The following is a 25,093-nucleotide window of genomic DNA, read 5'->3' on the forward strand; positions in this document are numbered from 1 at the left end:
AGACGCCACTCCGGCGTCACCGGCCCGCAAACCTACGCGGCGACGAGCTTCTTGACGTTCAAATCCTTTCGGTGCTGTTCGGCGTGCCAGAGTTCGTACTGCGCCTGCTGGGTGAGCCAACTCTCCGCGGACGTATCAAATGCGATGGAAAGCCTGATCGCCATTTCCGGGCTGATACCCGCCTTTCCGTTCAGGATGGTGCTCAATGTCTTGCGACTGACCCCCAACGCCTCGGCGGCGGCGGTCACCGTCAATCCCAGAGGATCAAGACAGAGTTCCTTTATGACTTCACCGGGGTGGGGAGGGTTGTGCATCAGCATAATGACACCTCAATGGTAATCCTCGTAGTTCACAACCTCGGCGTCCCCATCCTTGAACCGGAACGTCACACGCCAGTTACCACTCACCGTAACGGACCAGATACCGGCGCGGCTGCCCGTCAACTTGTGTAACCGGAGCCCGGGCAAGCTCATATCTTTAGGCTCTGACGCAGCATGCAACCTACCGAGGATAAGCCGAAGTCTCTTAGCGTGGGCAGCCTGAATTCCCGACGTGCTGCCGGACGAAAAGAAATGGGCCAAACCTTTGTGTTTAAAACTTCGTATCATCGCCGAGTGTAACCCGTAACGTATCGCACCTCAATACAGAAACACAGTGAACTGCCTGATGACATAGCCTCACCACAGGCAGGGCCTGGTCTCCCCGTTATGGAGTCAGCGTGGTGGATCAGGATGCGGTCGGAGGTAAGCAGGAAACGGGACGGCGTGTCGGCGAGAGCGGAACTTTCCGTGATCCCTGGCGTACGCTGGGGTTGGAGCGGGTGGAGGGACGTTATCCGACGGCGGCGCCGAGGTCGGCGACGATGCGCTCGCGGGCTTCGCGGGCCAGGGCGCGGGGTTCGTCCGGCGGCAGGGGCGCACCGAAGGTCAGTTCGACGACGATCCGACGGCGCCCCAGCAGCCGCCACAGGTGGTGGTGGAATTCATCGTCGTCGATAAAGGCGATGCCGGTGTCCGGTCGGCCCTGCTCGTCGCGGTAACGCACGGCGACGGTCTGCACCGGTGCGTCGTCACCGGCGGCGGCGAACAACTGCGGGAAGAACCGGCGCACGCCGGTGCCGTCGGTGGTGGTGCCTTCCGGGAACACCAGGATGCCGTGGCCGCGATCCAGCCGGCCACGGATCTCCTCGGTCTTGGCCTTGGACTCACCGCCGCCGCGACGGATAAACAGGGTGCCCACGGCGCGCGCCAGCCAGCCGATCAGCGGCCATTCCGCCACCTCCGCCTTGGACAGGAAATAGCACGGCCGGGCGGCGGCGATCACCGGAATGTCCAGCCAGGACACATGGTTGCTAACCAGCAGCACCGGCCCCGCGCGCAACGGCCCCTGAACGCGCAGCTCCACCCCCAGAATGGTGAGAAACCGCAGGCACCAGCGGCGCTTGGCGTTCAGAATCACCACCCGGTGGGGATCCCGCCCCGCCCTCAGCCAGATGGCCTCCAGCACCCCGCCCAGCAGGTGCATAAGCACCCGCAAGGCGCGCCAGCAGCGCCGCGCGGTCACTCGTACCGAACCCTCCCCCACCGGCGAGTTCAGCGACACATCCCGCACCGTCACACCGCCACCGCCGGCCGGGCATCGCCGGGCTGCAGGAAGTGCTGCACATAGCGCGCCGGCAGCCGCGACACTTCCATCAGAATGAAATAATCCAGGCAGTTGAAGTCCGGGTCCCAGCAGGGTTCGCCGCACACCCGCGCGCCCATGCGCAGGTAGGCTTTAAGCAGCGGCGGCATCTTCACCCCGCCGCGCTCGCCGGCGCCGTCCAGGGCGTCGCCGGGCATGCGGTCGAGCCGGAAACGCGGCGTCACCCGCAGGTGCGGCGGCGTCATATGGGATTCGCGGATGCGCTGATCGATCGCCGCCACGTTAAAGCCTTCGCTCAACGCGATGCTGGCGCAGCCGATCAACGAACCGATGTCGTTCTCCAGCATGTACTGGGCCAGGCGCGCCCACAGCACGGTGATCACCGCCCCACCCCGGTAATCCGGATGAATGCAGGTGCGGCCGATTTCCGCCACACGCCCCTGCAAACCGGCCAGCGGCCCAAGATGAAACTCGTTCGCCGAGTAGAAACCGCCGGTTTTGTGCGTGCGCTCCCCGGCCAGCACCCGGGTGTAGCCGACCAGCTCGCCGCTCTGGTTATCGCGCACCACCAGGTGCAGGCAATGGCGGTCGAAGCGGTCCCGGTCCAGACCGAACGGCGCGTGGAAGCTGGCGCCGTACTCCTGGGAAAAGATCCGGTAACGCAAACGCTGAATCTTCAGGATCTCCCGGCGGGACCGGGTAAAATAAGCGCTGAACCGAGCGCCTGTTTCCGGCCCTTTGAGCGCATCACGGGGCTTGAACACGTCTTTGAATGGCGGTCGCAGGGCTTTGATCTTTCCGGCGGCTTGCGCAAGCATAACGAGCTCCAGATTGGATTTACGCCAGTCTGGAAGCCCCCCATTGCTGTCCCGTGACAGGGTTGTGACCGTTAGGAGACAGAATCTGATGCGTATCGAACGCCGCGCGACACCGCGCTACCCGCAGCCGGTCAAACTGGCGCCCGGTGAAGTCCGGCACTGGTGCGCCTGCGGCCACAGTGACACGGCGCCGTTTTGCAGCGATGAGCGTTGCGGTGCCGGCGAGCGGCTGAGTTATACCGCGCGCAAGGAAGAGATCGTGCTGTTCTGCGGCTGCGGCGCCACCCGCACCCCGCCCCACTGTGACGGCGCCCACATCGGCCTGCGCGACCGCGAGCCCTGGTGGCGGCGGCTCAGGAGCTGGTTCCGGGGTCAGTGAGAACCGCTGTAATCTTTCGTCCCCGGCACGCGTGGCATATTTCTTACACGTTCCGTCATTTTGAGCCTACTTCCGCCGCCTTTGACCTGCGTTACCGTATACGCATACCAATTCGCACGGAGGCGAGACGAAAATGACCATACTGCTCCAACACCGCGGATACTACGGCTACGTCGAGGTCAGCCAGAAAAACAACTGCCTGCACGGCGCCCTGCTCAACATCGAGGTGCCGGTGCACTATCAGGCCGACACCGCGATCGGCCTGATACGGGCCTTTCAAGACGCCGTGGACAATTACCTGGACTACCCCTACCCGACGCCGTCCCGCGATGAAGAATTCGGGGTCAAAGAATTCGGGGTCAGGTCTTGTCTTTTGCCTTTCGGATGATGTGACGCCTCGAAGGCAAAACGGGCTCAGCCGAAAATGTCGTCCAGGCTGTCGGCGTCCAGCACCCGGTCGGCCCACGTTTCCAACTGATGTTGCCTGGCGCTCTGCAGGCGTTTGTGCACGCTGGGCGGAACCTCGCCGAAGCGTCGCTGGATAAGACGCAGGACCAAGGCGCGCTCACCGTCCAGCCGGCCTTGCTCAATGCCTTGCTCCACGCCTTGCCTGACGCCCACCAGACGTTGACGCTCCTTCCATTCCTCGAAGCGGTTGGTAATCATCTCGTACGCCTCCTGCAGGTCGTGCATCTCGGGAAAGGTTTCGCCGGGGAACCATCGGGGTAGACGGCGGCGCAGCCATACCAGATAAGACCTGCGCAGACCGGCCTGTTCTGGCCCTTCAAGCCACTTTAGCAAACGCTGAAGGAGAGCCGCCACCTCCTCGGAGGACCGGTGATGCTCCAGCCGGAACAAGGCAGCCACCAGGTTAGTGAGCGGCTCCTCCGGTCGCGAAGCGTAGACGCCTTCGTCGATCAGTAGAAACGCCTGGTTCGGCTGAAAGCCTTCCAGCCCTTCCGGCGGGGCCTGAATCAGAGGCCTCACTTCGGTGGGCGCCCGCCAACGGCGCTCGCCGTTATAAAGCACCACAGGCAATACCGGCGGCAGCCGACGCTCGGCTCCGAGTTCACCGCGTCGGATCAGGTCCTGATGGAGCAGTCCGGTATATACCATGATGCGAAGCGCCATAAAGCGATCTACAGAAGACTGAAACTCCAATAGTAGATACACGTAAAGCCATTCCTCACCCCAACGAACCCGCCAGATGGCATCGCCGTGGCGACCGCGCAGATCGTCGGTAACGTAACTGCCATTCATTTTCTGCAGGGAACCCAGATCCAGCGCCGCTATCCACTCCCGGGGCAGAAAGCCCGTGAGCAGATCCCGCACCATCCGATCATGGGAAAACAGCAACTTGTAACTGGTGTCGTGCTCGTCCATGGGCACCTCGAAAGCCAATTCAGCCCTAGTCTGCGTGGGAAGAACCGGGGAATCTGTCCTACGGTGCGGAAGGTGCCTGTGCGAGAAAGCGGAAAGACATGTAGGCAGCTTGATCCGGGCGGAGCAAAACGCAAGGCCTGGCCCTCAAGATGCTCAAGAATCCTACAGCCCGATGCCGTTCTATATTACCCAGTCTGTAGTCTTACGCTTCTTCCGACTCCCCCACCTCGTCCTTAATCTTGCTTGATCGCCATTAACACGGATGAAAATCTGTAACTTTTAAGTTACAGTAAGGGCATGGAATGATTGAGCTACGGCGCTACCAACGACCTAACGGCAAAGTGCCTTTAACAGAGTGGCTCGCCGAGCTACGAGATCCACGAGCTAAAGCGAAGCTACAAGTGCGCTTGCGCAGGCTATCGGTGGGAATCACTGGCGACAAAGGTACCCAGCGAGCCGATATTAAGCGTGCCAAACAGTACTGGAATGATTGGAAACGGAGAAATTCATGAGCCGACGCCAACCTCAAGCCTCTATCTCTCACGACGAGGCCATAATTGAAGAACTGCGAGCCGACCGTGAGTTCGCGATCGCTTATCTACAAGCGGCGCTGGAAGAACTGGACGATGCCGACAACCGAGCCGCCGGCCTACTGGCGCTGCGCGACATCGCCGAAGCGTATGGCGGCATGGCAGTCGTTGCCCGGGACGCCGGCATCACCCGGGAAGCGCTTTATAGGGCACTGTCCCCGAAGGGCAACCCTACCCTTAAAACACTGCTGGCGGTTCTCCACGCCATGGACATGCGGCTGTCGGTTACGACAGGCAGAACGCAAGGCCTGACCCCACCCCAAGGAAACACATGTAGGCCAGCTTAATCCGGCCAGAAAAACGCGGGATCCTACCCGCACTTTTTAAAATGTTTTCTGTCCCCTTTTAATATATTAGCGCCCGTTTTCTGTCCCCTTTTTAAAATCGGTAGAACATTCAATTAGGTGTGTATATAAATCCGCCGGACATTACGGGTACACACGTTCACAGACGGCAATTCCAGGCCTGTTTCTCAGTTTTTTGACCGCACAGTCACCCCTACATATCAACTACTTACGCCATGTTTTCATTTTTTTGGCCTACCCTTTTCACAATTTTCGATTAACTACACGACGAACACGGACACAAGCTCTGAGAGCCGTCCGTCCAACGGCAATTCCCTCCCACGGGAGACGCCGCGTTCAGTCGTGGCACCAATAACGGGATGCACAACCACTAAAACAACAATTTGGAAGAAAACAATAAAAGGAGGGTTCACACCCATGCGCGCAAATTTCCTTTCTTGTGCCGGCCTGTGTGCCGGCGCTCTTTTTCTGAGCCCGAGCATCGCCCTGGCGAACATGGGCAACACCGCCACTACTTATGGCCTGTTGCCCACGGACATCGCCTCCGCACAGGCCTTGTCCATGTTCAACACCCAGGTGTCGACCACCTACTACAACCCGGCCTATCTGGCGCACAGCACCAAGAGCGAGCTGACCGCCGGCCTGATGCACGCCGAGCACAACCTCAAGGCGGACAGTGAGCAGTTCGGCACCTACACGGTGCAGGACGACCCCACCCAGCAGGTGCTGCTGGGCCTGAAAGCGGACCTCAGCGACCTCACCGAGCTGGGCCAGCCCATGTACCTGGGCGTGATGATCGGCTCCGAAAAATTCGGTGACGAGCTGCTCGCCTTCGGCTCCCGCACCGATCCGGACGGCCAGTACTTCAACTACGGCCGCCAGCCGCTGTTCCTGAGCATCGGCGTGGGCACCCACGTATGGCGCGGCCTGGACGTCGGCATCGGCACCAAGGTCACTCTCAAATCCGAGGCCTCCCTGGTGGCGCAGACCAACCTGGCCGGCGAGACCGAGTACGAAGAGCTCAACGTCTCCGCCAAGCCGGTGATCCGCCCGGTGATCAGCATGAACTTCGACTGGGAAGAAACCTTCTGCCCGGACGCCAACTGCTGGTACGACGGCCTGGAAACCGCGTTCGCCTTCAAGGGTTACTCCGACTCTTCCGTGGAAGTAAACGCCAACACCATCATCCCCGGCACCATCCCGGATCCCGGCCTGTTCATCGACATCGCCACGGTGGATTCCTACCAGCCCAACATCTACACCCTGGGCATGCAGCTCAAGCGCGACAAATGGCGCCTGGGCCTGGCGGTGGAAATGCAGGAATGGTCCGCCCTGGAAGACGAGCTCAACAACGACACCGTCAAGAACAACCTGGGTCTTGAGTTTGACGACATCGTCATCCCGCGCATCGGCGCCGAGTACTACCTGAACGACACCTTCACCCTCACCGGTGGCGTGGCGTTCGAGGAATCGCCGCTGGCCAACGACGTGAACCCGGAAGTGAACTACCTGGACGCCGACCGCACCGTGATCGGCCTGGGCGTCAGCGCCACCTTCGACCACGTTTACGGCCTGGTACACCCCCTGCGCGTGGACCTGGGCTATCAGCATCACCTGATGGATCAGCGTGAGTTCCAGATCCAGTCCAGCCAGCCGACCGCACTGAACGACGACGTGGTGGAAACCGCGGGCGACGTCAATGTCTTCGCCGGCTCCATCAGCATGCAGTTTTAAGAGGGAGGGACAATAATGAAGACAACAATCCTGAAGCAGTCATTGCTACTGCTTTCCTCCGCCACGCTGCTGGCCGCCTGTGGCGGCGACGGCGGCGATTCACCGGTGGACGACTTCGGTAGCAACCCGGGCGAATCCGGCGCGCAGGCCCTGCTCTACGCCTACCCGGACAACGGCCAGGGCGAAGTGCCCACCAAGGCCCCCATCGCGCTGCGCTTCACCAGTAACGTGGCGCCGGGCAACGTCAACCAGAGCGTCACGCTGTGCTGCGACGACCAGGGCGAAAACCTGGACTTCGAGGTGGAAAGAGTCGGCGGCGAGCCCCGCGGCGTGCTGTTGACCCCCACGGACGGCCTGGCCCCCGGCACCCAGTACACCGTCGAGATCAACGATCTGCGTCTTAGCAAGGGTACCGCCAAGGACCAGACCCTCACCTTCACCACGCGCACGCTGCAGGAAGGCCCGAAGAGCGAGGTGGTACAGGAGGTACCCGCAGGCGAGGACGAATTCCAGCTCACCCGGACCATTCCGAACGGCTCGGAGCTGGAACCGGTGATGGACTTCTCCAGCTTCCGTTTCCAGTTCACCCAGCCCATCGACCGCGCCACCGCCAGCTACGGCGACGGCAACAGCGTGGTGCTGCGTGACAGTGAAGGCGCGGTGGTGGAAGCCGGCCTGCTGGTGGACGGCGCCTACATGACCGTCGACCCCACGGACGACTACCTGAACCCGGGCGAAACCTACACCCTCACTCTCGGCGGCCTGGAAAGCACCTACGGCGAAACCTTCGCCGGCGAGACCCTCGAGTTCACCCCGAAGGACTCCTCACCGCGCGGCGAGCCCGGCTTCCTGGTGCAGCGCATCACCCAGGACGGCACCTCCCGCCTCACCGGCAAGGGCATCAACCAGGTACCGGTGAACGGCACCTTGCTGGGCGAAGACGTCAACGTCACCCAGGCCCAATCCGAACTGGTCATCGCCGAACTGGCGGACGTCACCCAATACACCGACGTCACCCCGATCCGCCTGCCCAAAGGCACCCTGCTGGAAGGCACGCCCATCGAGATGGTGAAAATCGGCGGTGAAGTGGACGCCGGCTTCGGCTCCGGCGACGTCACCATGCGCGTGCTGTCCGACGCCACCGGCTACCTGGTGCCCAACCCTTACACGGAAGATAACCCGGACCAGCTGCGCATCGTCCATCTGTTCATGGACGTAGGCATCGCCACCGCCAACCCGAAAGCCAACGGCGGCTTCACCCAGAACCTGATGCACATCCACCTGGTGGGCGTGGCCGAAGTGGACCCGAACGGCGGCGTGCTGAACATCGACGCCACCAGCATGGTGGAGCCGGATGTGCTTGGTCTGGAATACGGCTACGGCCTGCTGAGCTTCCAGCTGCAGTCTTATAAAGACCAAACCGAGACGCTGCTGGCCGACGCACGGGCCGCACTGGAAGACACCACCCCGCCGACGCTGCAAAGCCGTATGCCGGGGCAGAAGTCACCGGAGATGCCCACGGACGAAAGCGGCGATGAGTTGTCCTGGTTCCAGCAGCCCGGTGCACCGATCGTGCTCAATTTCGATGAGCCTTTGGATCCGGCCAGCCTGAATGAGCCGGGCGCGCTGACCGTCACCCAAGACGGCACCACCCTGGATATCACTCATAAGGTGGACGGCGCCGCCGTGGTAATTGAGCCTGAGGGCGGATTGGAATACTTACCCGCAGACGGCAACCCGGAGTATACGATCCAGCTGGGCAGTCAGATTACCGATCTGGCGGGCAACAACTTTGTACCGGAAACCCTGACCTTCAAGCTGCCGGGCGAAGTTACGACGCGAAGCATTCCTGATAAGGACGGCAATTATTCGCAGGAGGACGTTCAGGTCAATTCGCCGATGTTGTTAAGCGCTTACCCGGGTTACCCCTGTGTGATCGAAGAAGAAGACCTCCTCAATCTGGATCTGGATAGTGGCCTGGTAGGTCGCTGCGCCGGAGGAGCCCAAGAAGGCTGGGGGAACGAGCAGTACCCGCTGGTTGACTATCAAGCTGACGACGACCTGCCGCTGATGTCGCTACCGGCAAACCGGCCGATCGTGTTGCAGTTTACCAAGGCGATCAATCCAGACAGTGTCGAGCTGGGCGGCAGCTTCAACATCTTCCGGGTTGATGCGTCCGGACAGCCGGTTGACGGAGAAACGATTCAAGGTTCTCTAACCGTTGATGGCCAGCGTATTACCTTCGTGCCGGAAGCCCCCTGGGCTAATGGTCAATACTATAGCTATACCCTCGGCTCCAATAACGACACCAGCTCCGCCGACATCAGCGACGACAGAATAATCGGCAGCGAGGATGCCGTTTGTGACGGCACGGAGTCCATCTGTGGTGAAGACGGCCACCCGCTCCGCACTCAGCCGCTTGGCGTAAGCTACCGGGAGCCTATTACACCCAACAATGCCGGTGGCACCTTCAGGACGGTGGCCGATTATTTGATAAGGAACGACTACTTTATGCCAGGCGCGGGCGGTCCGGATCTGGCCATCTTCTTTAAAGGGGAACCGGCCAGCGGCGATGTGTTGCAGACGCTACGGACCAGTCCTGATGTGGACACCAATGGGAACCTGATGCACGATGCGGAAAACATAATTGGTAGTGTCCCCGTCGATGTATCCCTGGTCTGGCCTTTTTACAATTCAGACCCTGCGGCCGCCAGCGGGGCGCCTCTCCCCGACGGTACCTTGCCGACCGCTGAGTATCCCTTCGAGGAAGCAGGACCGAGCGTGCCGGATCCCGACGCCGACCAAGTCTATGATCCAGAAGGCGTTCAAGGGCTGCCCAACAGCGCCAAGATCCTTTCCATGAACACAAGGGGCAGCGATCTTCCTTGGTATGCGGAAGAAACCGACTTCGCCGGCGACCCCTTTAACGCGATTGCAATCTCTGCACTCGGGTCCTTCGATGGCGGCAATGTCGGCTGTGGCTACACTGCGAGTTATGACCCCAACACCGGTGAACCAGGGTATCACAACGCTGATTTCATGTTGATAATGGGTAATGTTGCTGCATATCAGTTCCCGAAAAGCGAGCCGGTGGTCTGCCCTGAACGAAAGTTCACCTATCTGAAGATGGGCTTGAACGCCAGCGTGGGCCAGTTTGATCCTGAAGAAGAATCGATCAAGGTCGAGATATACCCCTCGCAATCCATATCCACCTCCTTTGTCACTTATGTGCGGAACCCAGCAACGGGCGCTGCGACAACGGCGGTAAGCTCGGGTGAACAGATAATGAGAATGCGGTACGCCAAAGACGACCCGCACTGTGACGACGATGCTCAGGCTGCCCCCTGCCGTCGAACCCAACCGATCACCGGTTGGATTAAACAGGGAGATGACGGCAAGCCGATACTCACAGCAGAGGTGGATCTGTACATTGACGCGCCGTTTCCCGATTCCGTGATAGGCGGGCCTGTTCTCAACGGTATCCGCCACAACCTTCGGAGTTATCAAGTCACCATGTCTCTAACCGGGCCCGTTTCTTTCCTGGATGACGGCAGAATGCTGGTCCAGCAACGTAACGAGAACCCAATCGATATCGATATGAAAGCGTATACCGCTAGTACCAGTGCTAGCGCAACGGCAAAGGGCAGCGCCGTGGGCCGTATGCCCTATCGCATTCCGCAGGATGGAATCTTCCTGCAAATGGTTTCCGAGCCGATCAAGTCGATAAAGTAGATCCATCGTGATTATGGGCTACCTGGTTACCGGCCCACTGACAATACTGTTCAAACCAAGAACAGATTGGTATTGATTTTATTCTAAAAAGCCCAATGCACTGCATTGGGCTTTTTTTTCATCGCTGATTACCGGGAAAATCGGCTTGATCTTCAGGAAGAAGTAGCCACTGTCCCGGTAGCCATAGGCCATACGCTTGATGACCTTGATGCGGTTGTTCATGCCCTCCAGCACGCTGGTGTTGAGCCGATAGGTGGCGCTGGCGATGATGCCCTCGGCGTAGGGCTTCAGACGCCGGGCGAAGCGGATTAGCGGCGCGAGGCCGCTCGCCTGAGCCATGTTGAACCACGTGTCCAACGCCACCGGGCCGCTCGCTCGGTGCGGGCGTACCAGAGCTCCTTGAGCTGGCTCTTCATCAGGTACACCACTATCAGGGACTGATTCAGATCCAGTAACGTCCTCAGCTCGTCCGCCTGATCGGCCTTCAGGTTCTCAGCATTGCGCAGCAGCAACCACCGTGATCGCTTCACGGCCCGCCGGGCGGGCTTGTCCTGGCGCAGTTGGTTGGCCTGATCTACCCGGACCCGGTCGATTACCTCCCGACCGAACTTGGCGATCACATGAAACAGGTCGTAGACCACCCGGCCCTTGGGCCACGAGGCCTGGACCTCCATGTCCATGTCAGTGTTCATATCCATGGCCACCGCCTCGATATGCTCACAATGAGGTCTCAGCCACTCGAAGCAGAACCGAATCGCGTCCCGAGATCGCCCTTCGCCCACCCACATCACCTGCCGGTTCCCGGTTTCGATCACCACGCTGGCGTATTGGTGGCCCTTGAACAGAGCGAACTCGTCCATCACCAGATAGCGGACCAGACTGAGGGCCGACTCGGAAGTGAATCAGGCACTCAAAATCGCAGATCGGAACGAACCGGGTCGCTATAAAGCCTTCCCGGCCCGAGCCGGGGAACGTGGTATTGTAATCCCCCCATTTTTAATCGCCAATTTGAGTAGAGGGTTAACCGGTTTGTAACAGCCGGGCCGGCGGCACGCCGCCGATAGCCGAGTTCGGTCGCTCGTGATTGTAATGCCAGAGCCATTGAGTCGCTAATAGCTGGGCGTGAGCAACGCTGGTGAACTCATGTAGATCCAACCATTCGTGCCGTGCGGTTCGGTTGAACCGCTCAATGTACGCGTTCTGGGTCGGTTTGCCTGGCTGGATGTAGATCAGTGTAATCCGCTGCCTGTTGGCCCACTCCACCAGCGCCTGCGAAATATATTCCGGGCCGTTATCACAGCGTAGGGCAGCGGGCTTTCCTCGCCATTCGATGATCTGGTCAAGCGCACGTATTACTCGTTGTGCAGGCAGTGACAGGTCAACTTCAATACCGAGCCCTTCGCGATTGTAGTCGTCGAGCACATTGAATGTTCTCAACGATTTGCCGCTGACCAGTTGGTCGCCCATGAAATCCATCGACCAGACCTGATTCGGCGCCGTCGGCACCGCCAATTCGCCCGGATAACCCCGCTTGATCCTCCGCCGGGGCTTGATCCGCAAGTTGAGTTCCAGCTCCCGATAGATCCGATACACCCGCTTGTGGTTCCAGGCATAGCCTTTCACGTTACGTAAATACAGGAAACATAACCCGAATCCCCAGCGCTTGTGGGCCTGCGTGAGCTTAAGCAGCCAGTCCGCAATCAGGGCGTTTTCGCCGCTAAGCTTTGCCTGGTAGCGGTAGCAGGTTTCACTAATGCCGTACACGACACAGGCGAGCCGGACACTGATACCGTGCTTGGCAACGCCCTTCATGGCCATCTCCCGGCGTTGAGACGGCCTTACAACTTTCCCTCCAGTGCTTCCTGGCGCAGTTCGGCTTTGAGGCGCTCCTCAGCATACATCTTCTTCAGACGGGCGTTCTCGGCCTCCAGTTCTTTCAGACGCTTCATCAGCGAGGCGTCCATGCCGCCAAACTTCGAACGCCACTGGTAGATCAGCGCTGTACTCACGTTGTGTTCGCGGGACAGTTCCGCCACCGGAACTCCGGCTTCGTGCTGCTTCAGAATCGCCAGGATCTGGCTGTCGGAAAATCGAGACTTCTTCATGTGTCGCTCCTCAATGCCATCAGTGTAAAAGTCTCTACTCAAAACCTCGATTACTTTTCGGGGGGATTACAGTATCGCCAATGGCGGCAGTGTCCTTGTGTGGTTGCTTTATCGCACAAACAACTTAACTCGGTTCACTGTCCGCCCCGAACTCTTAGTTCCGATGTTTACCGATCCCTGAAGTGGCGCGTGACGCCGCGGTTACTGCGGGGCAGGTCTGGGTGACGCCCTTCCGGGACCCTGGAGAACGGAACGTTCGACAGGGGGCCCCCAGGGACGCGTTCATGGCGCTCGCGAAAGGGCGTCACCCAGACCTGTCCACCAAATGGAGGGGAAGCGCCCCCGCTAAAGCGCGATGAACATTTTTTACGGGTACGAATCGCTGGAAGTCCCGGTGGAACCGGGGCGGGAATGGGAAGCGTAAAATTTTAACGAAAATCCGCTGCTTTTTATCAGTAGATATCAAACGATATGGCGTTATCAAGAGAGAGGACACCGTCGACGGAACAACCCCCTTCTGTCTCTTCACAGTCGAAGAATGCATTATTACTAAAGTCGAGAGCTGCGCCAATGCCTGGAGTAAACACCGCCCGATGCAGGTGTGAGCCAATGATGAAAGTACCTAAAGAACTGCTAACATCGACGCTTCCAAAATTGGAGGTATAGCTGGATGCGCTCGGGTCATACTGGATAAAGCTGTCGCAGTAGTCCTCGAAAGGGCAGTGGCTCGCCATAGCCGGATCTTTCGAGTACCAAGGGAAGCCGCCCAAAGTGACGAAGTTACACAAAAAAATCACCTGCTGAGAGATCGACGGCATTTACCCTCACGCCTACGCGCCAGACACCGTTTGAGTCCTGACATTTCTTCACTTCGCCACTCGAGATAAAGGCACAATCAACACTTACCGCAGGGCAGTCGACTTCTACGTTGTCGCCTGAGAACTGGAAGTCCCCACCACCCTCGGCTGCGGGCATTCCGTGCCAGTCATCTGCATGCCCACCGCTCCCGTTAAAGTGATAAATGTCGCCATTAATCTGGGTTTCGAAGCAAGGAGCGGCACCCGCATGAGCCTGGGGACAAGCACCGCTATCCCAGTTGGCACCTGCAAAGCAGGAAAATGATCAAGCGGCCACGCCCAAAAGGCTTGAAGGCCGAATTCTCTTATTCATGATTATCGACTCTTTGATTATTCAGGCTGATCCATGAAGAAAAAGCCCCGACCAGAGCCGGGGCAAGATTGTGCGTCGTTCAGCGACTAGTCAGCCGTGACGGCAGCCGCACTGAACGCAATACCGATTTTTCTTAGTAGATGTCCAACGATGTGGCGTTATCGATAGTCAGGACGCCTTCGATATGGCAGTCTTCTGACTCACTGCAGTCGTAGAAGAAACTATCGAAAGCAAAGTTGGCGCCGACACCCGGGTTGAAGTCCACGCCATGCACGTGCTCGGCGTTGACCAAGTTACCAATAATGCTAGCGTCTACAGTGATTGCACCAAAGTTGGCGGTATAAGTAGTCGCTGCGGGATCATAAAGAACGAAATTGTCACAATCGTCCACGAAGGAGCAATGATCCTGATCCTCCTCGGGTTTTGTATTTGAGTACCACGGGAATCCACTTACTGAAATGAAGTTACAGAGAAAATCACCAGCCTGCACGTCAGAGTCAGTAACTTTCACACCAACGCGCCAATCCCCGTTGGAATCCTCGCACTTCTTCACTTGACCGCTCAAAGTCAGGATACAGTCAGGGTTCCCCTCATCGCATTCCAAGAGTACATTGTCACCTGAAAAATCAAAGTCACCACCACCTTCGACGGCGGGACGACCATGCCATACATTGGCGTGACCGCCACTGCCGTTGAAGTGATAGGTGTTGCCATTGATTTCCGTTTCGATACAGGGTGCCGGGCCTTGGTGAGGCTGAGGACAAGCCCCGGTATCCCAGTTTGCGGCTGCGACGCTGGAGAGGGACCAGGCGGCCATGCCAAAGAGTGTTGAGAGTATCAGTTTTGTTTTCATGATTAAGTCTCCGTGATTGTTTGTCTTCCGTTTGATGCAGCATGTACTGCAACTTCAACGTAGCAAGGATTTCGGAGCGGTTCCGCAGTTTGAAGCGGTTTAATTAGGGTGTTTAATCGACGCCCTTTTTATTCAGACACTTAGCGAATCTCATGTGATGCGTGTTTTCTTTGGGTCGCTATTGAAATGCTCTGGATTGCGTTATTCATACAGGGTTAAGAGCGCCAGATTAGCTTATTTCCTCGTAATATTAATTAGTTAAGAAGATGGCCTACATGCCAGAGCAATCATGCAGGCCGGGAGGACTTCTAGTTTTCTATGCCCGCTGTATTGGCAATAGCAGCGATTACTTCGTCGGGCGTCATATAACCGCCAAGGTTCCTGCCGTCCTCGCTGAACACCGACGGAGTACCGCTAACTCCGAGGCCTTTTGCCAATCTGTATTGATCGGCGACAGGGGGCTGACAAGGCATCACCTTCTGCGAGAAGCTTTTCCCAGAGAACGCGTCGTCGATAGCGACCTGCGGGTCCTCGGCGCACCATATCCTCGCCATGTTGTTCGCTGCTGAGGAGTCAATACCCGAGCGCGGCAAGGCCAGATAATGCACTGTGATGCCGCGAGCGTTCATTTCATCCATATGGTCCTGGAACTTCTTGCAGTAGGGGCACGTTGTGTCGGTAAAGACGAAGATCTCATGCTTTTCGTCGCCGTCGGCGGCGAAGGTGATTGTGGTGCCCAAATCCAGTTCCTGAAGTGCCTGAGCCCTGTCTTGCCTCTCCCGTTCTTCGGTGAGGTCGACCAGCGAACCATCTTTGTAGGCCAAAAGCCGACCCGAGAAGAGGTGGTCGTTGCCCGGTGAAGTATAGAGGAAGCCGCCGTTGCTCAACTTAACCTCCTTGACGCCCTCTACCGGGCTGTCCGTGACGCCCTCCACCTTCAAACTTGGGTTAGTGATCGCCAACGCCTCGGCCACCCGCTCGCGGAGATCCGCCGTGCCCAGGCTGGGGAGTGCCAGCGTGATAAGCAGAACATTCAGAATGTAATGATATTGTTTCATGGGTATGCCCCCTTCCAATGGTGGTTATCAGCTTCTGTCGATGACTTCGACCAGCTCCAGCTCGTAGATCAGCGTTGACTGCGGCGGGACCTTGTCGCGCAGCCCATTTTCGCCATAGGCCAGCTCCGGCGGGACGAAGATGCGCCACTTTTCGCCTTCCTTCATCTGCTTCAGGGCTTGCTGCCAGCCTCTTAGCGCCACGCCCATGTTCACGCGCACGGCTTCGCCCTGGGCCAGGTTGCTCTCGACGAAGGTACCGTCAAGAAGCGTACCGGTGTAGTTCACGAGGACCGCGTCTTTAGGGCCGGGAGTCGCGCCGCTGCCGGATTCTTTCAGTACCTCGTACTGCAGACCGCTCGGCAGGGTCTTCACGCCCGACCGCTGCTTGTTCTCCTTCATAAAGGCTTTACCCTGTGCCGCGTTGCGGGCCATGGCCTGCTGCCTTTCTTCTTCCAGACGTTGTGTGATTTCTTGTCTATAGGCGTCAGAAGCAACGCTAGCTTCCTCCGCTTCGAGAAGTGGATCGTTGCCCTTAAGTTGATCGGTGAGTGCTTTAAGGAATATATCCTCATCAAGGTCGTTCTTAGAAAGAGTCTTTCCGACCTGCTCGCCCAGGGCCATACCGGCGGCGTAAGAGGCCTTCTGTTGGTTGGTTTCAAGCTTAGTGGCTTGCGCTTGCACGGGGGTGTGGCTGCATCCGGCGAGAAACACCAATGACAGCGCCCCCAAGGTTAGGCTTCTCATAGTTTCCTCCTGGTTTTTGTTCGATATCGCTTCGATATCACTTTTAAACTTCCGTGATATTTTTTGACGTTTATTTTCTATGTCGTCCTCTGTAAAGATGGATATATATTATTTAAGTTCCGTTTTAAACACGTTGTGTGTCACACATTTTCGCTGGATCTTTATGAGAAGTCAGAAGACGATTTATAAATGCCTGTTTCTGCTGGCTTTATTTTTTCTATCGCTTATTTTCTTTTTTGCGAGAGAGAGTAATGGCACGGATGATGCGGGCAAGACACAGGCCGAGACACACGTCGTTTCCCAACAACCCGATGCGCCGCGCGCGCCGGCACCCGAAAAGGAAGTGCCTGACGTCCTCTTGCCGCGGGAAACAGTGGATACCGATTCACTGGCGTTGCTGGCCGTCTTCCAGGCCCATAGCCCTCTTGCCGCCGCCGTCATCCATACGGAGGGCCAAGGCGCCCACCGGTACAACGTGGGCGATACGCTGGCGGAGGGCGGCGTACTGGCGGCGATCCGGCCGACGGAGGTGATCATCGAAGACCAGGGCAAGCAGATCACTCTTCGCCTGGCGTTAAGAGGTGGAGGACGTGCCGAGGTCGCTGACGCCGATAACGAAGACGCGCCAGGAGGCGATGGCCCCAAGATGCCGCAGCGCGTGCTGGACCTTCTCGAAAGGCTGGATTTGACGCCGGTCAGCGAGGGCGCCCCGCAGGGCTACCGGGTTGGCGAGGATTTCCCCGAAAGCGGCACCCAGGAGGTCGGCGTCAAGCCGGGGGATACCATTGTCGCCATCAACGGCTATCCCGTTGGCGAGTACCACAGCGACTATCTTGTATGGCTTTCTTTCAAGGACACCCAAAAAGCCAGCGTTCAGGTCCGAAGCGAGGACGGCAAACAATTTTCGTTTCATTACCCCGATGACATCAAAGGCGCCAGCGGCTACGTACCGGACAGCTAAGCCGTCAGCACCACGCTTTGTGGGAGCGAGCCCTGCTCGCGAAAGGCGAGCGGCGCTCGCCGGCAAGTCTAGCGGCCTCTGGGCTGCGGCCCGGCTTCTTACAAATACACACTCGAATGACTGACACATTTTTCCGCCGTTGCCCACAGCCAGACCGCTAACGCCAGTGGCACTCTGCTCCTTCAATACAAGGAGGTGGATTGTGACCAAGAACGGAAGTCAAAAAATGGGTGGCAAACATGGGCGCCTTCATTGTATCCTATTGGATACATGTGCTGCGTGAACGCCGTGATTACCACACAGGTCTTCCGAGAGTGGTTGCACCGACTCAAGGATGAGCGCGGCCGCATGGCGATCCTTAGACGTATCAGCCGCGTCGAACAAGGCAATTTTGGCGACCACAAACCGGTGGGAGAAGGAGTGCAGGAGCTGCGCATTCCCGTGGGCCCAGGCTACCGGGTGTACTACGTGCAGACGGGCTACGCCATTTATGTATTGCTGGTAGGCGGCGATAAAGGCAGCCAAAAGCGCGACATTGACACCGCCAAACAGATGGCAGATGCGATCAGGAGAGAGCAATGAAATCATCAACCTCACAAGAACTTGGTTTACGCCCTTTCGATATCACCGAGTTTTTGGACAGCGATGTAGCCATCACCGAGTACCTGACACAGGTGCTGGCAGAGGGTGATCACGAAGAACTGCTTGCCGCCATTGGCCACGTCGCGCGGGCTCGCGGGATGACCGACCTGGCGCGTCAAACCGGATTGGGTCGCGAAAGCCTTTATAAGGCATTGCGCCCTGGCGCCGATCCGCGCTTTTCGACGCTGATGAAAGTGCTGCATGCGCTCGGTGTACACTTGCAGGCCGTGCCCGACAAGATCGCCTGACCTCACAGCCCGTGCCAAACAACCAACGGGCACATGCAAGCAGAGTTTGGTGGGAGCGAGCCCTGCTCGCGAAAGGCGAGCGCCGCTCGCCGGCAAGTTCTAGCGGTCTCTGGAATCCCGCCGGGCTTGACGCCCTTTCGCGGGCAAGGCCCGCTCCTACGCCAGGCCTGGATGTACCTTTTGCGATCCTCGCAACTTTGTTCGCCGGACACGCAAAAGCCGGCTTTCTCAGCTTTCTGACACTGCTTTGCCGGCTTTTTGCTCGCTTTCGGCCCTGGAATGTACGGTTTTTTCATGATTTTTGTGGAACCGCTGCAGATCTTCCGCCATCGCTTACGACGACTGTCCGCACCGTAGGACAGACAGCCCGGCTCGTCGCCGCCAAGCTCGTCTGTAACCATTAGCGAGGTGCCCATGGACGAGCACGACACCATCTACAAGCTGCTTTTCGCCCACGACCGGATGGTCCAGGACCTGTTGGTTGGCTTCCTGCCTGATAAGTGGGTCGCAGCACTGGACTTGGAATCCCTGGAGAAGATGAACGGCAGCTACGTCACTGACGACCTGCGTGGCCGGCACGGCGATGCCGTTTGGCGAATACGCTGGGGCGAGGAGTGGCTTTATGTGTATCTGCTGCTGGAATTTCAGTCCTCGGTGGACCGCTTCATGGCGTTGCGCATTATGGTCTACACCGGCCTGCTCCATCAGGACTTGATTCGGCGTGGTGAGCTGGGGGCCGACCGTAAGTTGCCGTCGGTACTGCCAGTGGTGCTCTATAACGGCGAGCGCCGCTGGCGGGCGCCCACTGACGTGCGAGCTCTGGTCCAACCACCGCCGGACGGGCTGGAACGCTTTCAGCCCGATCAGGCGTTCCTACTGATCGATGAAGGCGCTTACAGCGCCGACGACCGCCAGCCGATCAATAACCTGGTGGCCGCGCTGTTCCGGCTGGAGCATCACCGCTCCTCCGACGAGGTGGCCGGTCTTCTTCAACTTTTGGTAAAGTGGCTGTCAGGTCCGGAACAGGCCGGCTTACGCCGGGCTTACCTGGAATGGCTGCGCCGCCGGCTCCCCAAATGGTTTCCTGGCGAAACCTTCCCCGAGATGCACGATCTGCAGGAGGCGTACGAGATGATCACCAACCGGTTCGAGGAATGGAAGGAGCGTCAGCGTCTCGCGGGCGTGGCGCAGGGCCGTCTGGACGGCGAACGAACGCTGGTTCTACGCCAGGTACAACACCGCTTCGGCACCGTGCCCCCCACGCTTCGCCTGCGCCTGCAGAACGCCTCTCAGGCCGAGCTGGAACATCTGGCTGACCGCGTTCTGGATGCCACCAGCGTGGACGATCTATTCCAGTAGGCAGTAGCGCCAGGCTTGGCCTGCTTTTTGATCCCTCGCTGCTAGCCCAGCACCCCGTACTTCCGGTACACCTCTCTCACGAAATGCCGTGAGCCGGTAAGCCGGCAACGCTTCACTGCGGTGTCGATCATCTTCTCTTCGTGAGGATCCAGCCCGTTACTCATATACATCCGGTAGGCTTCGGCCCGGTCTTCGATGCTGCCGCCGAGACGGGTGTACTCCTCCGGGTCTTCCAGCCAGTACTGATGGGTCTTGCCCAGCCGCATGCGGTAGCTGCTGCGGTGGTAGTGATACGCCGACGAGGCAAGCCGCTGGGTCACCGGCAGGCGCTCGATGTAGCAGATGCAGGCCAGCATCCACTGCCCGGGCTCCACCGGGCTGGAGCGGTAGCGCACCTCCCATACGGACGTGGCGCCGTGCTGTCTCTTGCGCCGCGACGAGGCGCTGCAGCTGAGCGCCTTCATAAACCGGGACAGGTTCCCCGGGTCGCCCAGCGGCGTGGCCAGGATGTGCAGGCCGTCGGGCAGCAGGCAGAAGGCGTGGATGGCGAGCTCGTACTGCTGGCTCAGCGCGCGTATCTGCCCAAGGCAGTGGGTGTAGTCGGCTTCGTCGAGAAAGACGGGTTTCTGGTCACGGCTTTTGCGCACCAGGTGGTGCGGGTGGCCCGCGAGCAGAAGGCGATCCTTGCCGGGCATAACTCCCCCTATTTCCGTTGTTTTTTGGGTTCGTTTTTATGGAGCCTACCCTCTTACCGCCCGATGTATGAAGAGAATTTCGGCGGCGGGACGGATTAATATTTTTGCCAGGATTTCGCCATTTTAAAAACCACTCTTAATATCAGTCAGTTACGATTTTCTTCTGCGTTATTTTTATAATTGTCCGTCCCTTTTTCGCCTTTATCGCGCTCACTTCGCCTTCACTTGCAATAATTACCGACCCGACAGCCGAGACAACCCGGCTGGACCCGCCGCGCTTCGCCTGCGCCTTCCTGGGGGATCGTTCCTCGCTGCTTTGCACCGGCCGCAAGTTTTTTTGCCAAGCACGCAAAATGGCGCTTTTTCAGCTTCCCGACCCAGTTTTTCCGCCTTTTTGACCTGCTCTGCCGCCTTATTGGCCCCTAACTGACTTTCCGTGCTGGCTGACAATGTTTTCAGCCTTCACGTACAGCCACCCTAGGCCGCAGCCGTTAACCTCGAACCTCCTCAACGGCCTTAGTCCAAGTTCGCCTGGTTGACCGTATCTCATATGAGATACAAAATAGGCTATCTGATAGGAGAAGGACCATGGCCGCTGAAACGACGATGTTGCATGTACGAATTAACGAAAAACTGAAAGGCGAAGCCGCCGAGACCCTGGCCGGACTTGGTTTATCGGTATCAGACGCTGTTCGGATCTTGCTGACTCGCGTGGTCAAGGAGCGCGGCCTGCCACCCGGCTTGACGACTGACCCCGAGTTCTACGACGCCTGGTTCAAGGCCAAGGTGCTTGAGGCAATGGAAGACACCCGCGCGGCCGCCCCTCACGATCAGGTCATGGATGATGCGAGGAAACTCATCGAACGGAAGCGAGTGCGGAAGGATTAAGTGGCGGGCGGCGGCCAGGGAAAGTTTGTTGGAGATCGTGGATTACATCTCCGATGACAATCCGCAAGCCGCTGTGGCGCTGATGGATGAAATCGACGAGAAAGTCGTGCGCCTCCTGCAAAACCCCGCAATACATCGACAGGGGCGAGTGGCTGGAACCCGCGAGCTCGTGGTGCGCCCGAACTACATCGTTGTCTATATGTGCTCGGATGAGAACATTGTGATCATCCAGGTTTTGCATGCGGCTCAGCAATGGCCTCTCTAGCCGTCCGGTTTTTTGCGGCGCTTGCGCGGCCGGCCCGGGCCCCGGTTGATGCCGAGTATGCCGTACTCCCGGTAGACCTCTTTCACGAACCGGATCGAGCCGGTTAGCCGGCAGCGCTGTACCGCGGTATCGATCATCGCCTCCTCGCTGCGATCCAGGCCGTTGCTCATATAGGTGCGGTAGGCTTCGGCCCGCTCCTGGATCGAACTGCCCAGGCGAGCGTATTCCTCCGGGTCTTTGAGCCAGTAGTGGTCGGTCTTGCCGAGCCGCATGCGATAGCTGCTGAGGTGATAGTGGTACGCGGAGGTGGTGAGCTCATGGATGACAGGCAGGCGCTCCACGTAACACATGCAGGCCAGCAGCCACTGCCCCGGTTCCACCGGGCTGGAGCGGTAACGCACTTCCCAGGCGGAGCTGCGGCCGTGCAGGTTCTTGCGGCGTAGAGAGGTGCGGCACGACAGCGCTTTCATGAAGGTGGAGAGATCGGTGGGGTCGCCGTGCGGGGTGGCGATGATGTGGATGCGGTCCGGGAGCAGGCAGTAAGCGTGCACGCTGAGGTTGTAGTCCTGGCTCAGCTTGCGGATCTGTCCCAGGCAATGGTTGTAGTCCGCTTCGTCCAGAAAGATGGGTTCATTCCCTTGGCTCTTGCGCACCAGATGGTGCGGGTGGCCGGCGAGTAGAAGGCGATCCTTGCCAGGCATAAATCCCCCTTTGCTTTTGGTTTTTTTGGCTTGTTTTCTTAACCTTAGCGACCTGGGACTGGCGTCTGAACAAAATTTCGTGAAAACATAGTTTTCAAAAAATGAAACCATGTCAGAAGTTGAGCAATTCCATTTAAAACAGTCAGTTACGAAAAAGGGGACGCACTCCCTTAAAAGTTGTGCGTCCCCTTTTCGGTGATTTACTGACGTTTTCTTCACGCCTTTCCCGAAGGTCCAGCGCCTTAAGAAACAAAATATCTTTTTTTGTATACGGCTATTCGGACTCGCGCGGCTTGCCGGGCGGACGCCCTCTGCCACGCATGCTGACGCGGACGCCGGTGATCTTTTCCACCTCGTCGGTGAACTGCTTGTCGCCGGTGAGCTGGTTGCGCATGGCGGCGCCCAGGATAAGCCCGGCTTCCTGGTCCTGGATTTGTTGTTCCATGAAAAGACGGTAAACCTGCCGGCGCTCCTGGTCGGTGTCGGCCAGCTCGAGGAATTCTTCGGGGTGATCCAGCCAGGCCGGTTCGTCGCGGCCCATGCGCATGCCGAAACTGGTCCAGGGAAAACGTGACGGCGCGGTGGCCATGTCCAGCAGGACCGGCCGCTTTTCCAGATAGCGCAGGCAGGCGAGCGTCCAGGAGCCGCGCTGAACCACACTGGAGCGGTAACGGCTCTCCCAGAGCGTGCCGCTGCGTTTATCCTTGCGGTTGCGGTGGCGCGTGGTGCGTGCCGCCAGCGCTTTCATCAACTCGCTCAACATGTCAGGGTTGGGACCCGGGTCAACCAGCATGTGGACTTGCTCCGGCAACAGGCACCACCCGTATACCTTAACGTGCCACTTCTCTTTTAACTCTCGCAGATCCGTCAGGTATTTAAGGTAGTCTTCTTCATCCTTGAATACCTCTTGTCCGTTATGCCCCCGTTGAAGGATATGATGAGGATAGTCAGGCACCACCGTGCGCCTCATCCTTGGCATTTTTACCCCTCTTTATATATCGCTTTTATTTGTACGGGAGTCTATCTAAACAACGTGAAGAAATAAATTATTCAGAGGTATAAATAAATTACTCTGTCCCCTTTTTTATCAAGGTTTTCCTGCACTTACAAAAGGGGACAGACATTTAGGAAAGAACGTCTGCGCTCTTTATTGAAGGCATCTCATGGCATTTGGCCACCATGCTTATTTCAAATCCGTCATTTGGATTTTCTTTTTATTTCCCGATAAGTTTTCGGAAAAAGTCGATTTTAGCCTGACGCCTGTCAGGATGTGAGCCGGTACGCGCTTTATGCGCTCAGTGTTTTCTCGAAAAACGCCAGCACCCGCCGCCAACTGTCCTCGGCGGTATCGGGGTCGTATTTGGCGCGTAGCGGGCTGTAGTCGGCCATGCGTTTGAACAGAAAAGTCTGGTGGTCGTTCATGTAGGAATGGCCGGCGTTCGGGTAGGTCTGGATGTCGTGCTCGACGCCGAGTTCGGTGAGGTGGCCGGCGAGCCGCTCGCCGTGGTGGCCGTAGATGAGGTCTTTTTTGCCCCAGCCGCCGACCACCGGACAGATGCCGGTGAGCGCGCGGGCCTTGCGGGGCACGCCGCCGTAGAACGGCGCCACCACCTGCAGGGTGCCGCGGGCGGCGTACAGCAGTGCGAAGCGCCCGCCCATGCAGAAGCCCATCATGGCCACCTTGGTGACCGGCTGATCGGTTTGTTCCAGCACCCATTGCCGGCAGGCGTCGAGCTGGTCGAAGGCGTCGCCGTGGCCGGCTTCGTGGTCGCGCAGGGTGCGCACCACGCACAGGCTTTTGGCGCCGGGCCGGTCGTAGAGATCCGGCGCCAGCACCGGGTAGCCGTTGTCGGCGAGGCGCTGCGCGATGCGCGCCTGGTCGTCGCTGAAGCCGAAGATGTCGTGGATGACGACCACGGCCGCGTTCAGGCCGTTGGGCTGCTCGGGCAGGAACCAGCGGGCACGCATGCGGTGGCCGTTGGGTACGGTGACGTGGGTATCCTGGGCGCTCATGGTCACTCCTTGGCGTAACGCCTTTGTTTTCGCCAAGCCTACCCCACTCGCGCCGCCGCGCCAGCCTGTCGGCGAGCTATTGGCCTACCCGGCTCCCTGGGTACTTTCCCGATTTCTCCTACCCTCGTTTCAGCCATGGCTTACAGCACTGGTTCGGCGTGACGAGCTAGATTAGACGGATCAAAAAGGTGCCATTCTTGAAAGGTAGCCGAATAAGGACTAACGTAATTACATCTAAGATTACATATGAGTATACACGACATGGCAACCATCAATCTTCGAATTGACGATGAGCTCAAAGCCCGCGCCTTCGAGGAGCTGAAGAAACTCGGCGTCACGCCTTCCGAATTACTGCGCCAGACTCTGCAGTACGTCGCCGACAGCGGCGAGCTGCCGTTTAAGAATGTACTCCTTACGGAGGAAGACGCGGAACTGCTGGCCATTGCCCGCGAGCGGCTGAGGGAGCCACAACGGGTGAAGGTGTCGTTGGATGACTTATGACCTGGAGTTTGACCGACGGGCGCTAAAGGAATGGCGCAAACTGGGAGATACGGTTCGGCAGCAATTCAAAAAGAAGCTGGCTCTCATACTCGAGGAACCTCACGTCGAGGCCAATCGGCTCCAGGGGCTAAGCAACTGCTACAAAATCAAGCTCAGGGCTTCCGGATACCGGTTGATTTACCAAGTGATTGATCATGAAGTCATCGTTTGGGTGGTAGCGATCGGTAAAAGAGAGCGGAGTGAGGCTTATCAAAAGGTCAGACATCGACTTTGAACTACAAGCCAAAGGGGTCAGGTCTTGCCTT

At 58.3% G+C, this 25,093-nt stretch carries 27 protein-coding genes and 1 pseudogene; 13 read left to right on the forward strand and 15 right to left on the reverse strand.

From position 1 onward, the window contains the following. Positions 1 to 32: 32 nt before the first annotated feature. From ACMG4O_RS13830 to ACMG4O_RS13845, 4 genes are all read right to left on the reverse strand, one after another. Positions 33 to 320, reverse strand: coding sequence for a HigA family addiction module antitoxin (locus ACMG4O_RS13830; protein WP_414433974.1), 288 nt, complete (start codon positions 318 to 320; stop codon positions 33 to 35). A 9-nt stretch (positions 321 to 329) separates the two neighbouring features. Next, positions 330 to 608 carry a type II toxin-antitoxin system RelE/ParE family toxin gene (locus ACMG4O_RS13835; protein WP_414433975.1) on the reverse strand — a complete coding sequence of 93 codons (279 nt, stop codon included), beginning with the start codon at positions 606 to 608 and terminating at the stop codon, positions 330 to 332. Between the two features lie 223 nt (positions 609 to 831). Then, on the reverse strand, positions 832 to 1,617 hold the full coding sequence (locus ACMG4O_RS13840; RefSeq protein WP_414433976.1) for a lysophospholipid acyltransferase family protein: 786 nt from the start codon (positions 1,615 to 1,617) through the stop codon (positions 832 to 834). Next, a complete protein-coding gene (locus ACMG4O_RS13845; RefSeq protein ID WP_142949920.1) occupies positions 1,614 to 2,462 on the reverse strand; it encodes a GNAT family N-acetyltransferase in 849 nt (282 codons plus the stop codon). The genes ACMG4O_RS13840 and ACMG4O_RS13845 overlap by 4 nt, the downstream gene beginning before the upstream one ends. 88 nt (positions 2,463 to 2,550) lie before the next feature. Between ACMG4O_RS13845 and ACMG4O_RS13850 the strand changes: the two genes are divergently transcribed. Both ACMG4O_RS13850 and ACMG4O_RS13855 read left to right on the forward strand, forming a co-directional pair. After that, positions 2,551 to 2,841 carry a CDGSH iron-sulfur domain-containing protein gene (locus tag ACMG4O_RS13850; RefSeq protein ID WP_142949921.1) on the forward strand — a complete coding sequence of 97 codons (291 nt, stop codon included), beginning with the start codon at positions 2,551 to 2,553 and terminating at the stop codon, positions 2,839 to 2,841. A gap of 133 nt (positions 2,842 to 2,974) precedes the next feature. Beyond that, positions 2,975 to 3,229, forward strand: a complete 255-nt coding sequence (locus ACMG4O_RS13855; protein WP_414433977.1) for a hypothetical protein — start codon at positions 2,975 to 2,977, stop codon at positions 3,227 to 3,229. A 26-nt stretch (positions 3,230 to 3,255) separates the two neighbouring features. Here the strand turns inward: ACMG4O_RS13855 and ACMG4O_RS13860 are convergent, their stop codons facing one another. Further along, positions 3,256 to 4,224: an Rpn family recombination-promoting nuclease/putative transposase gene (locus tag ACMG4O_RS13860; protein WP_414433978.1), complete on the reverse strand. Its 969-nt coding sequence runs from the start codon at positions 4,222 to 4,224 to the stop codon at positions 3,256 to 3,258. A 508-nt stretch (positions 4,225 to 4,732) separates the two neighbouring features. On the opposite strand from ACMG4O_RS13860, the gene ACMG4O_RS13865 reads away from it, so the two are divergent. The 3 genes from ACMG4O_RS13865 to ACMG4O_RS13875 all read left to right on the forward strand — a co-directional run bounded on the left by ACMG4O_RS13865 (position 4,733) and on the right by ACMG4O_RS13875 (position 10,585). Next, positions 4,733 to 5,101: an addiction module antidote protein gene (locus ACMG4O_RS13865; RefSeq protein WP_414433979.1), complete on the forward strand. Its 369-nt coding sequence runs from the start codon at positions 4,733 to 4,735 to the stop codon at positions 5,099 to 5,101. 435 nt (positions 5,102 to 5,536) lie between these two features. After that, entirely contained in the window at positions 5,537 to 6,853 is a 1,317-nt protein-coding gene (locus ACMG4O_RS13870) for an outer membrane protein transport protein (RefSeq protein ID WP_414433980.1), read from the forward strand. A gap of 15 nt (positions 6,854 to 6,868) precedes the next feature. After that, positions 6,869 to 10,585 carry an Ig-like domain-containing protein gene (locus ACMG4O_RS13875; RefSeq protein ID WP_414433981.1) on the forward strand — a complete coding sequence of 1,239 codons (3,717 nt, stop codon included), beginning with the start codon at positions 6,869 to 6,871 and terminating at the stop codon, positions 10,583 to 10,585. 78 nt (positions 10,586 to 10,663) lie between these two features. On the opposite strand, the pseudogene ACMG4O_RS13880 reads toward ACMG4O_RS13875, so the two are convergent. The 6 genes and pseudogenes from ACMG4O_RS13880 to ACMG4O_RS13905 form a co-directional block, all read right to left on the reverse strand. Then, positions 10,664 to 11,445, reverse strand: a pseudogene (locus tag ACMG4O_RS13880) (ISL3 family transposase). 160 nt (positions 11,446 to 11,605) lie between these two features. Beyond that, positions 11,606 to 12,690, reverse strand: a protein-coding gene (locus ACMG4O_RS13885) for an IS3 family transposase (RefSeq protein WP_145912252.1) whose coding sequence is annotated in 2 segments (ribosomal slippage) — positions 11,606 to 12,441 and positions 12,441 to 12,690 — 1,086 coding nt in all. Because the reading frame shifts where the segments join, the coding sequence is not laid out codon by codon here. Between the two features lie 452 nt (positions 12,691 to 13,142). Further along, a complete protein-coding gene (locus ACMG4O_RS13890) occupies positions 13,143 to 13,508 on the reverse strand; it encodes a hypothetical protein (protein ID WP_414433982.1) in 366 nt (121 codons plus the stop codon). Positions 13,509 to 13,993: 485 nt separating this feature from the next. Continuing rightward, positions 13,994 to 14,713 (reverse strand): hypothetical protein, encoded by a 720-nt coding sequence (locus ACMG4O_RS13895; protein WP_414433983.1) that lies wholly within the window; start codon positions 14,711 to 14,713, stop codon positions 13,994 to 13,996. A gap of 308 nt (positions 14,714 to 15,021) precedes the next feature. Next, positions 15,022 to 15,771, reverse strand: coding sequence for a DsbC family protein (locus ACMG4O_RS13900; protein WP_414433984.1), 750 nt, complete (start codon positions 15,769 to 15,771; stop codon positions 15,022 to 15,024). A 27-nt stretch (positions 15,772 to 15,798) separates the two neighbouring features. Continuing rightward, positions 15,799 to 16,515 (reverse strand): FKBP-type peptidyl-prolyl cis-trans isomerase, encoded by a 717-nt coding sequence (locus tag ACMG4O_RS13905; protein ID WP_414433985.1) that lies wholly within the window; start codon positions 16,513 to 16,515, stop codon positions 15,799 to 15,801. A 163-nt stretch (positions 16,516 to 16,678) separates the two neighbouring features. Between ACMG4O_RS13905 and ACMG4O_RS13910 the strand changes: the two genes are divergently transcribed. The 4 genes from ACMG4O_RS13910 (at position 16,679) to ACMG4O_RS13925 (ending at position 19,725) form a co-directional block, all read left to right on the forward strand. After that, positions 16,679 to 17,476, forward strand: a complete 798-nt coding sequence (locus ACMG4O_RS13910; RefSeq protein ID WP_414433986.1) for a type II secretion system protein N — start codon at positions 16,679 to 16,681, stop codon at positions 17,474 to 17,476. Positions 17,477 to 17,755: 279 nt separating this feature from the next. Then, positions 17,756 to 18,058 (forward strand): type II toxin-antitoxin system RelE/ParE family toxin, encoded by a 303-nt coding sequence (locus ACMG4O_RS13915; protein ID WP_414433987.1) that lies wholly within the window; start codon positions 17,756 to 17,758, stop codon positions 18,056 to 18,058. Continuing rightward, positions 18,055 to 18,366: an addiction module antidote protein gene (locus ACMG4O_RS13920; protein ID WP_414433988.1), complete on the forward strand. Its 312-nt coding sequence runs from the start codon at positions 18,055 to 18,057 to the stop codon at positions 18,364 to 18,366. The genes ACMG4O_RS13915 and ACMG4O_RS13920 overlap by 4 nt, the downstream gene beginning before the upstream one ends. A 414-nt stretch (positions 18,367 to 18,780) precedes the next feature. Next, positions 18,781 to 19,725 carry an Rpn family recombination-promoting nuclease/putative transposase gene (locus ACMG4O_RS13925; protein WP_414433989.1) on the forward strand — a complete coding sequence of 315 codons (945 nt, stop codon included), beginning with the start codon at positions 18,781 to 18,783 and terminating at the stop codon, positions 19,723 to 19,725. A 41-nt stretch (positions 19,726 to 19,766) separates the two neighbouring features. On the opposite strand, the gene ACMG4O_RS13930 is transcribed toward ACMG4O_RS13925, so the two are convergent. Further along, the gene (locus ACMG4O_RS13930) at positions 19,767 to 20,420 is read right to left on the reverse strand and encodes a transposase (protein WP_414433990.1); all 654 of its coding nucleotides are present in this window, start codon (positions 20,418 to 20,420) and stop codon (positions 19,767 to 19,769) included. A gap of 588 nt (positions 20,421 to 21,008) precedes the next feature. On the opposite strand from ACMG4O_RS13930, the gene ACMG4O_RS13935 reads away from it, so the two are divergent. Together ACMG4O_RS13935 and ACMG4O_RS13940 are read left to right on the forward strand one after the other, a co-directional pair. Next, on the forward strand, positions 21,009 to 21,308 hold the full coding sequence (locus ACMG4O_RS13935) for a type II toxin-antitoxin system RelB/DinJ family antitoxin (RefSeq protein ID WP_414433991.1): 300 nt from the start codon (positions 21,009 to 21,011) through the stop codon (positions 21,306 to 21,308). A gap of 37 nt (positions 21,309 to 21,345) precedes the next feature. Next, positions 21,346 to 21,573, forward strand: a complete 228-nt coding sequence (locus ACMG4O_RS13940) for a type II toxin-antitoxin system RelE/ParE family toxin (RefSeq protein ID WP_414434865.1) — start codon at positions 21,346 to 21,348, stop codon at positions 21,571 to 21,573. Here ACMG4O_RS13940 and ACMG4O_RS13945 read toward each other — a convergent pair. The 3 genes from ACMG4O_RS13945 to ACMG4O_RS13955 form a co-directional block, all read right to left on the reverse strand. Continuing rightward, positions 21,570 to 22,274, reverse strand: coding sequence for a transposase (locus ACMG4O_RS13945; protein WP_142948172.1), 705 nt, complete (start codon positions 22,272 to 22,274; stop codon positions 21,570 to 21,572). The two genes, ACMG4O_RS13940 and ACMG4O_RS13945, sit on opposite strands and share 4 nt — an antisense overlap. A 274-nt stretch (positions 22,275 to 22,548) precedes the next feature. Next, entirely contained in the window at positions 22,549 to 23,253 is a 705-nt protein-coding gene (locus ACMG4O_RS13950) for a transposase (protein ID WP_414433992.1), read from the reverse strand. 308 nt (positions 23,254 to 23,561) lie between these two features. After that, positions 23,562 to 24,287 (reverse strand): dienelactone hydrolase family protein, encoded by a 726-nt coding sequence (locus ACMG4O_RS13955; RefSeq protein ID WP_414433993.1) that lies wholly within the window; start codon positions 24,285 to 24,287, stop codon positions 23,562 to 23,564. A gap of 261 nt (positions 24,288 to 24,548) precedes the next feature. On the opposite strand from ACMG4O_RS13955, the gene ACMG4O_RS13960 reads away from it, so the two are divergent. Together ACMG4O_RS13960 and ACMG4O_RS13965 are read left to right on the forward strand one after the other, a co-directional pair. Continuing rightward, entirely contained in the window at positions 24,549 to 24,788 is a 240-nt protein-coding gene (locus tag ACMG4O_RS13960; RefSeq protein WP_142948169.1) for a type II toxin-antitoxin system RelB/DinJ family antitoxin, read from the forward strand. After that, the gene (locus ACMG4O_RS13965; protein WP_142948168.1) at positions 24,778 to 25,062 is read left to right on the forward strand and encodes a type II toxin-antitoxin system RelE family toxin; all 285 of its coding nucleotides are present in this window, start codon (positions 24,778 to 24,780) and stop codon (positions 25,060 to 25,062) included. Before ACMG4O_RS13960 ends, ACMG4O_RS13965 begins: the two co-directional genes overlap by 11 nt. Positions 25,063 to 25,093: the final 31 nt, after the last annotated feature.

The organism is Alloalcanivorax venustensis (genome assembly GCF_047495515.1).
GTDB lineage: Bacteria > Pseudomonadota > Gammaproteobacteria > Pseudomonadales > Alcanivoracaceae > Alloalcanivorax > Alloalcanivorax venustensis.

What these genes read in the sequence shown, in the direction of transcription:
- ACMG4O_RS13965 (WP_142948168.1), top strand. Translation starts at nt 24,778, where the DNA reads ATGACTTATGACCTGGAGTTTGACCGACGGGCGCTAAAGGAATGGCGC.
- ACMG4O_RS13830 (WP_414433974.1), bottom strand. Translation starts at nt 320, where the DNA reads ATGCTGATGCACAACCCTCCCCACCCCGGTGAAGTCATAAAGGAACTC.
- ACMG4O_RS13910 (WP_414433986.1), top strand. Translation starts at nt 16,679, where the DNA reads ATGAGAAGTCAGAAGACGATTTATAAATGCCTGTTTCTGCTGGCTTTA.
- ACMG4O_RS13890 (WP_414433982.1), bottom strand. Translation starts at nt 13,508, where the DNA reads ATGCCGTCGATCTCTCAGCAGGTGATTTTTTTGTGTAACTTCGTCACT.
- ACMG4O_RS13845 (WP_142949920.1), bottom strand. Translation starts at nt 2,462, where the DNA reads ATGCTTGCGCAAGCCGCCGGAAAGATCAAAGCCCTGCGACCGCCATTC.
- ACMG4O_RS13865 (WP_414433979.1), top strand. Translation starts at nt 4,733, where the DNA reads ATGAGCCGACGCCAACCTCAAGCCTCTATCTCTCACGACGAGGCCATA.
- ACMG4O_RS13870 (WP_414433980.1), top strand. Translation starts at nt 5,537, where the DNA reads ATGCGCGCAAATTTCCTTTCTTGTGCCGGCCTGTGTGCCGGCGCTCTT.
- ACMG4O_RS13955 (WP_414433993.1), bottom strand. Translation starts at nt 24,287, where the DNA reads ATGAGCGCCCAGGATACCCACGTCACCGTACCCAACGGCCACCGCATG.
- ACMG4O_RS13930 (WP_414433990.1), bottom strand. Translation starts at nt 20,420, where the DNA reads ATGCCCGGCAAGGATCGCCTTCTGCTCGCGGGCCACCCGCACCACCTG.
- ACMG4O_RS13860 (WP_414433978.1), bottom strand. Translation starts at nt 4,224, where the DNA reads ATGGACGAGCACGACACCAGTTACAAGTTGCTGTTTTCCCATGATCGG.
- ACMG4O_RS13855 (WP_414433977.1), top strand. Translation starts at nt 2,975, where the DNA reads ATGACCATACTGCTCCAACACCGCGGATACTACGGCTACGTCGAGGTC.
- ACMG4O_RS13895 (WP_414433983.1), bottom strand. Translation starts at nt 14,713, where the DNA reads ATGAAAACAAAACTGATACTCTCAACACTCTTTGGCATGGCCGCCTGG.
- ACMG4O_RS13905 (WP_414433985.1), bottom strand. Translation starts at nt 16,515, where the DNA reads ATGAGAAGCCTAACCTTGGGGGCGCTGTCATTGGTGTTTCTCGCCGGA.
- ACMG4O_RS13935 (WP_414433991.1), top strand. Translation starts at nt 21,009, where the DNA reads ATGGCCGCTGAAACGACGATGTTGCATGTACGAATTAACGAAAAACTG.
- ACMG4O_RS13850 (WP_142949921.1), top strand. Translation starts at nt 2,551, where the DNA reads ATGCGTATCGAACGCCGCGCGACACCGCGCTACCCGCAGCCGGTCAAA.
- ACMG4O_RS13925 (WP_414433989.1), top strand. Translation starts at nt 18,781, where the DNA reads ATGGACGAGCACGACACCATCTACAAGCTGCTTTTCGCCCACGACCGG.
- ACMG4O_RS13900 (WP_414433984.1), bottom strand. Translation starts at nt 15,771, where the DNA reads ATGAAACAATATCATTACATTCTGAATGTTCTGCTTATCACGCTGGCA.
- ACMG4O_RS13920 (WP_414433988.1), top strand. Translation starts at nt 18,055, where the DNA reads ATGAAATCATCAACCTCACAAGAACTTGGTTTACGCCCTTTCGATATC.
- ACMG4O_RS13950 (WP_414433992.1), bottom strand. Translation starts at nt 23,253, where the DNA reads ATGCCAAGGATGAGGCGCACGGTGGTGCCTGACTATCCTCATCATATC.
- ACMG4O_RS13945 (WP_142948172.1), bottom strand. Translation starts at nt 22,274, where the DNA reads ATGCCTGGCAAGGATCGCCTTCTACTCGCCGGCCACCCGCACCATCTG.
- ACMG4O_RS13875 (WP_414433981.1), top strand. Translation starts at nt 6,869, where the DNA reads ATGAAGACAACAATCCTGAAGCAGTCATTGCTACTGCTTTCCTCCGCC.
- ACMG4O_RS13835 (WP_414433975.1), bottom strand. Translation starts at nt 608, where the DNA reads ATGATACGAAGTTTTAAACACAAAGGTTTGGCCCATTTCTTTTCGTCC.
- ACMG4O_RS13960 (WP_142948169.1), top strand. Translation starts at nt 24,549, where the DNA reads ATGGCAACCATCAATCTTCGAATTGACGATGAGCTCAAAGCCCGCGCC.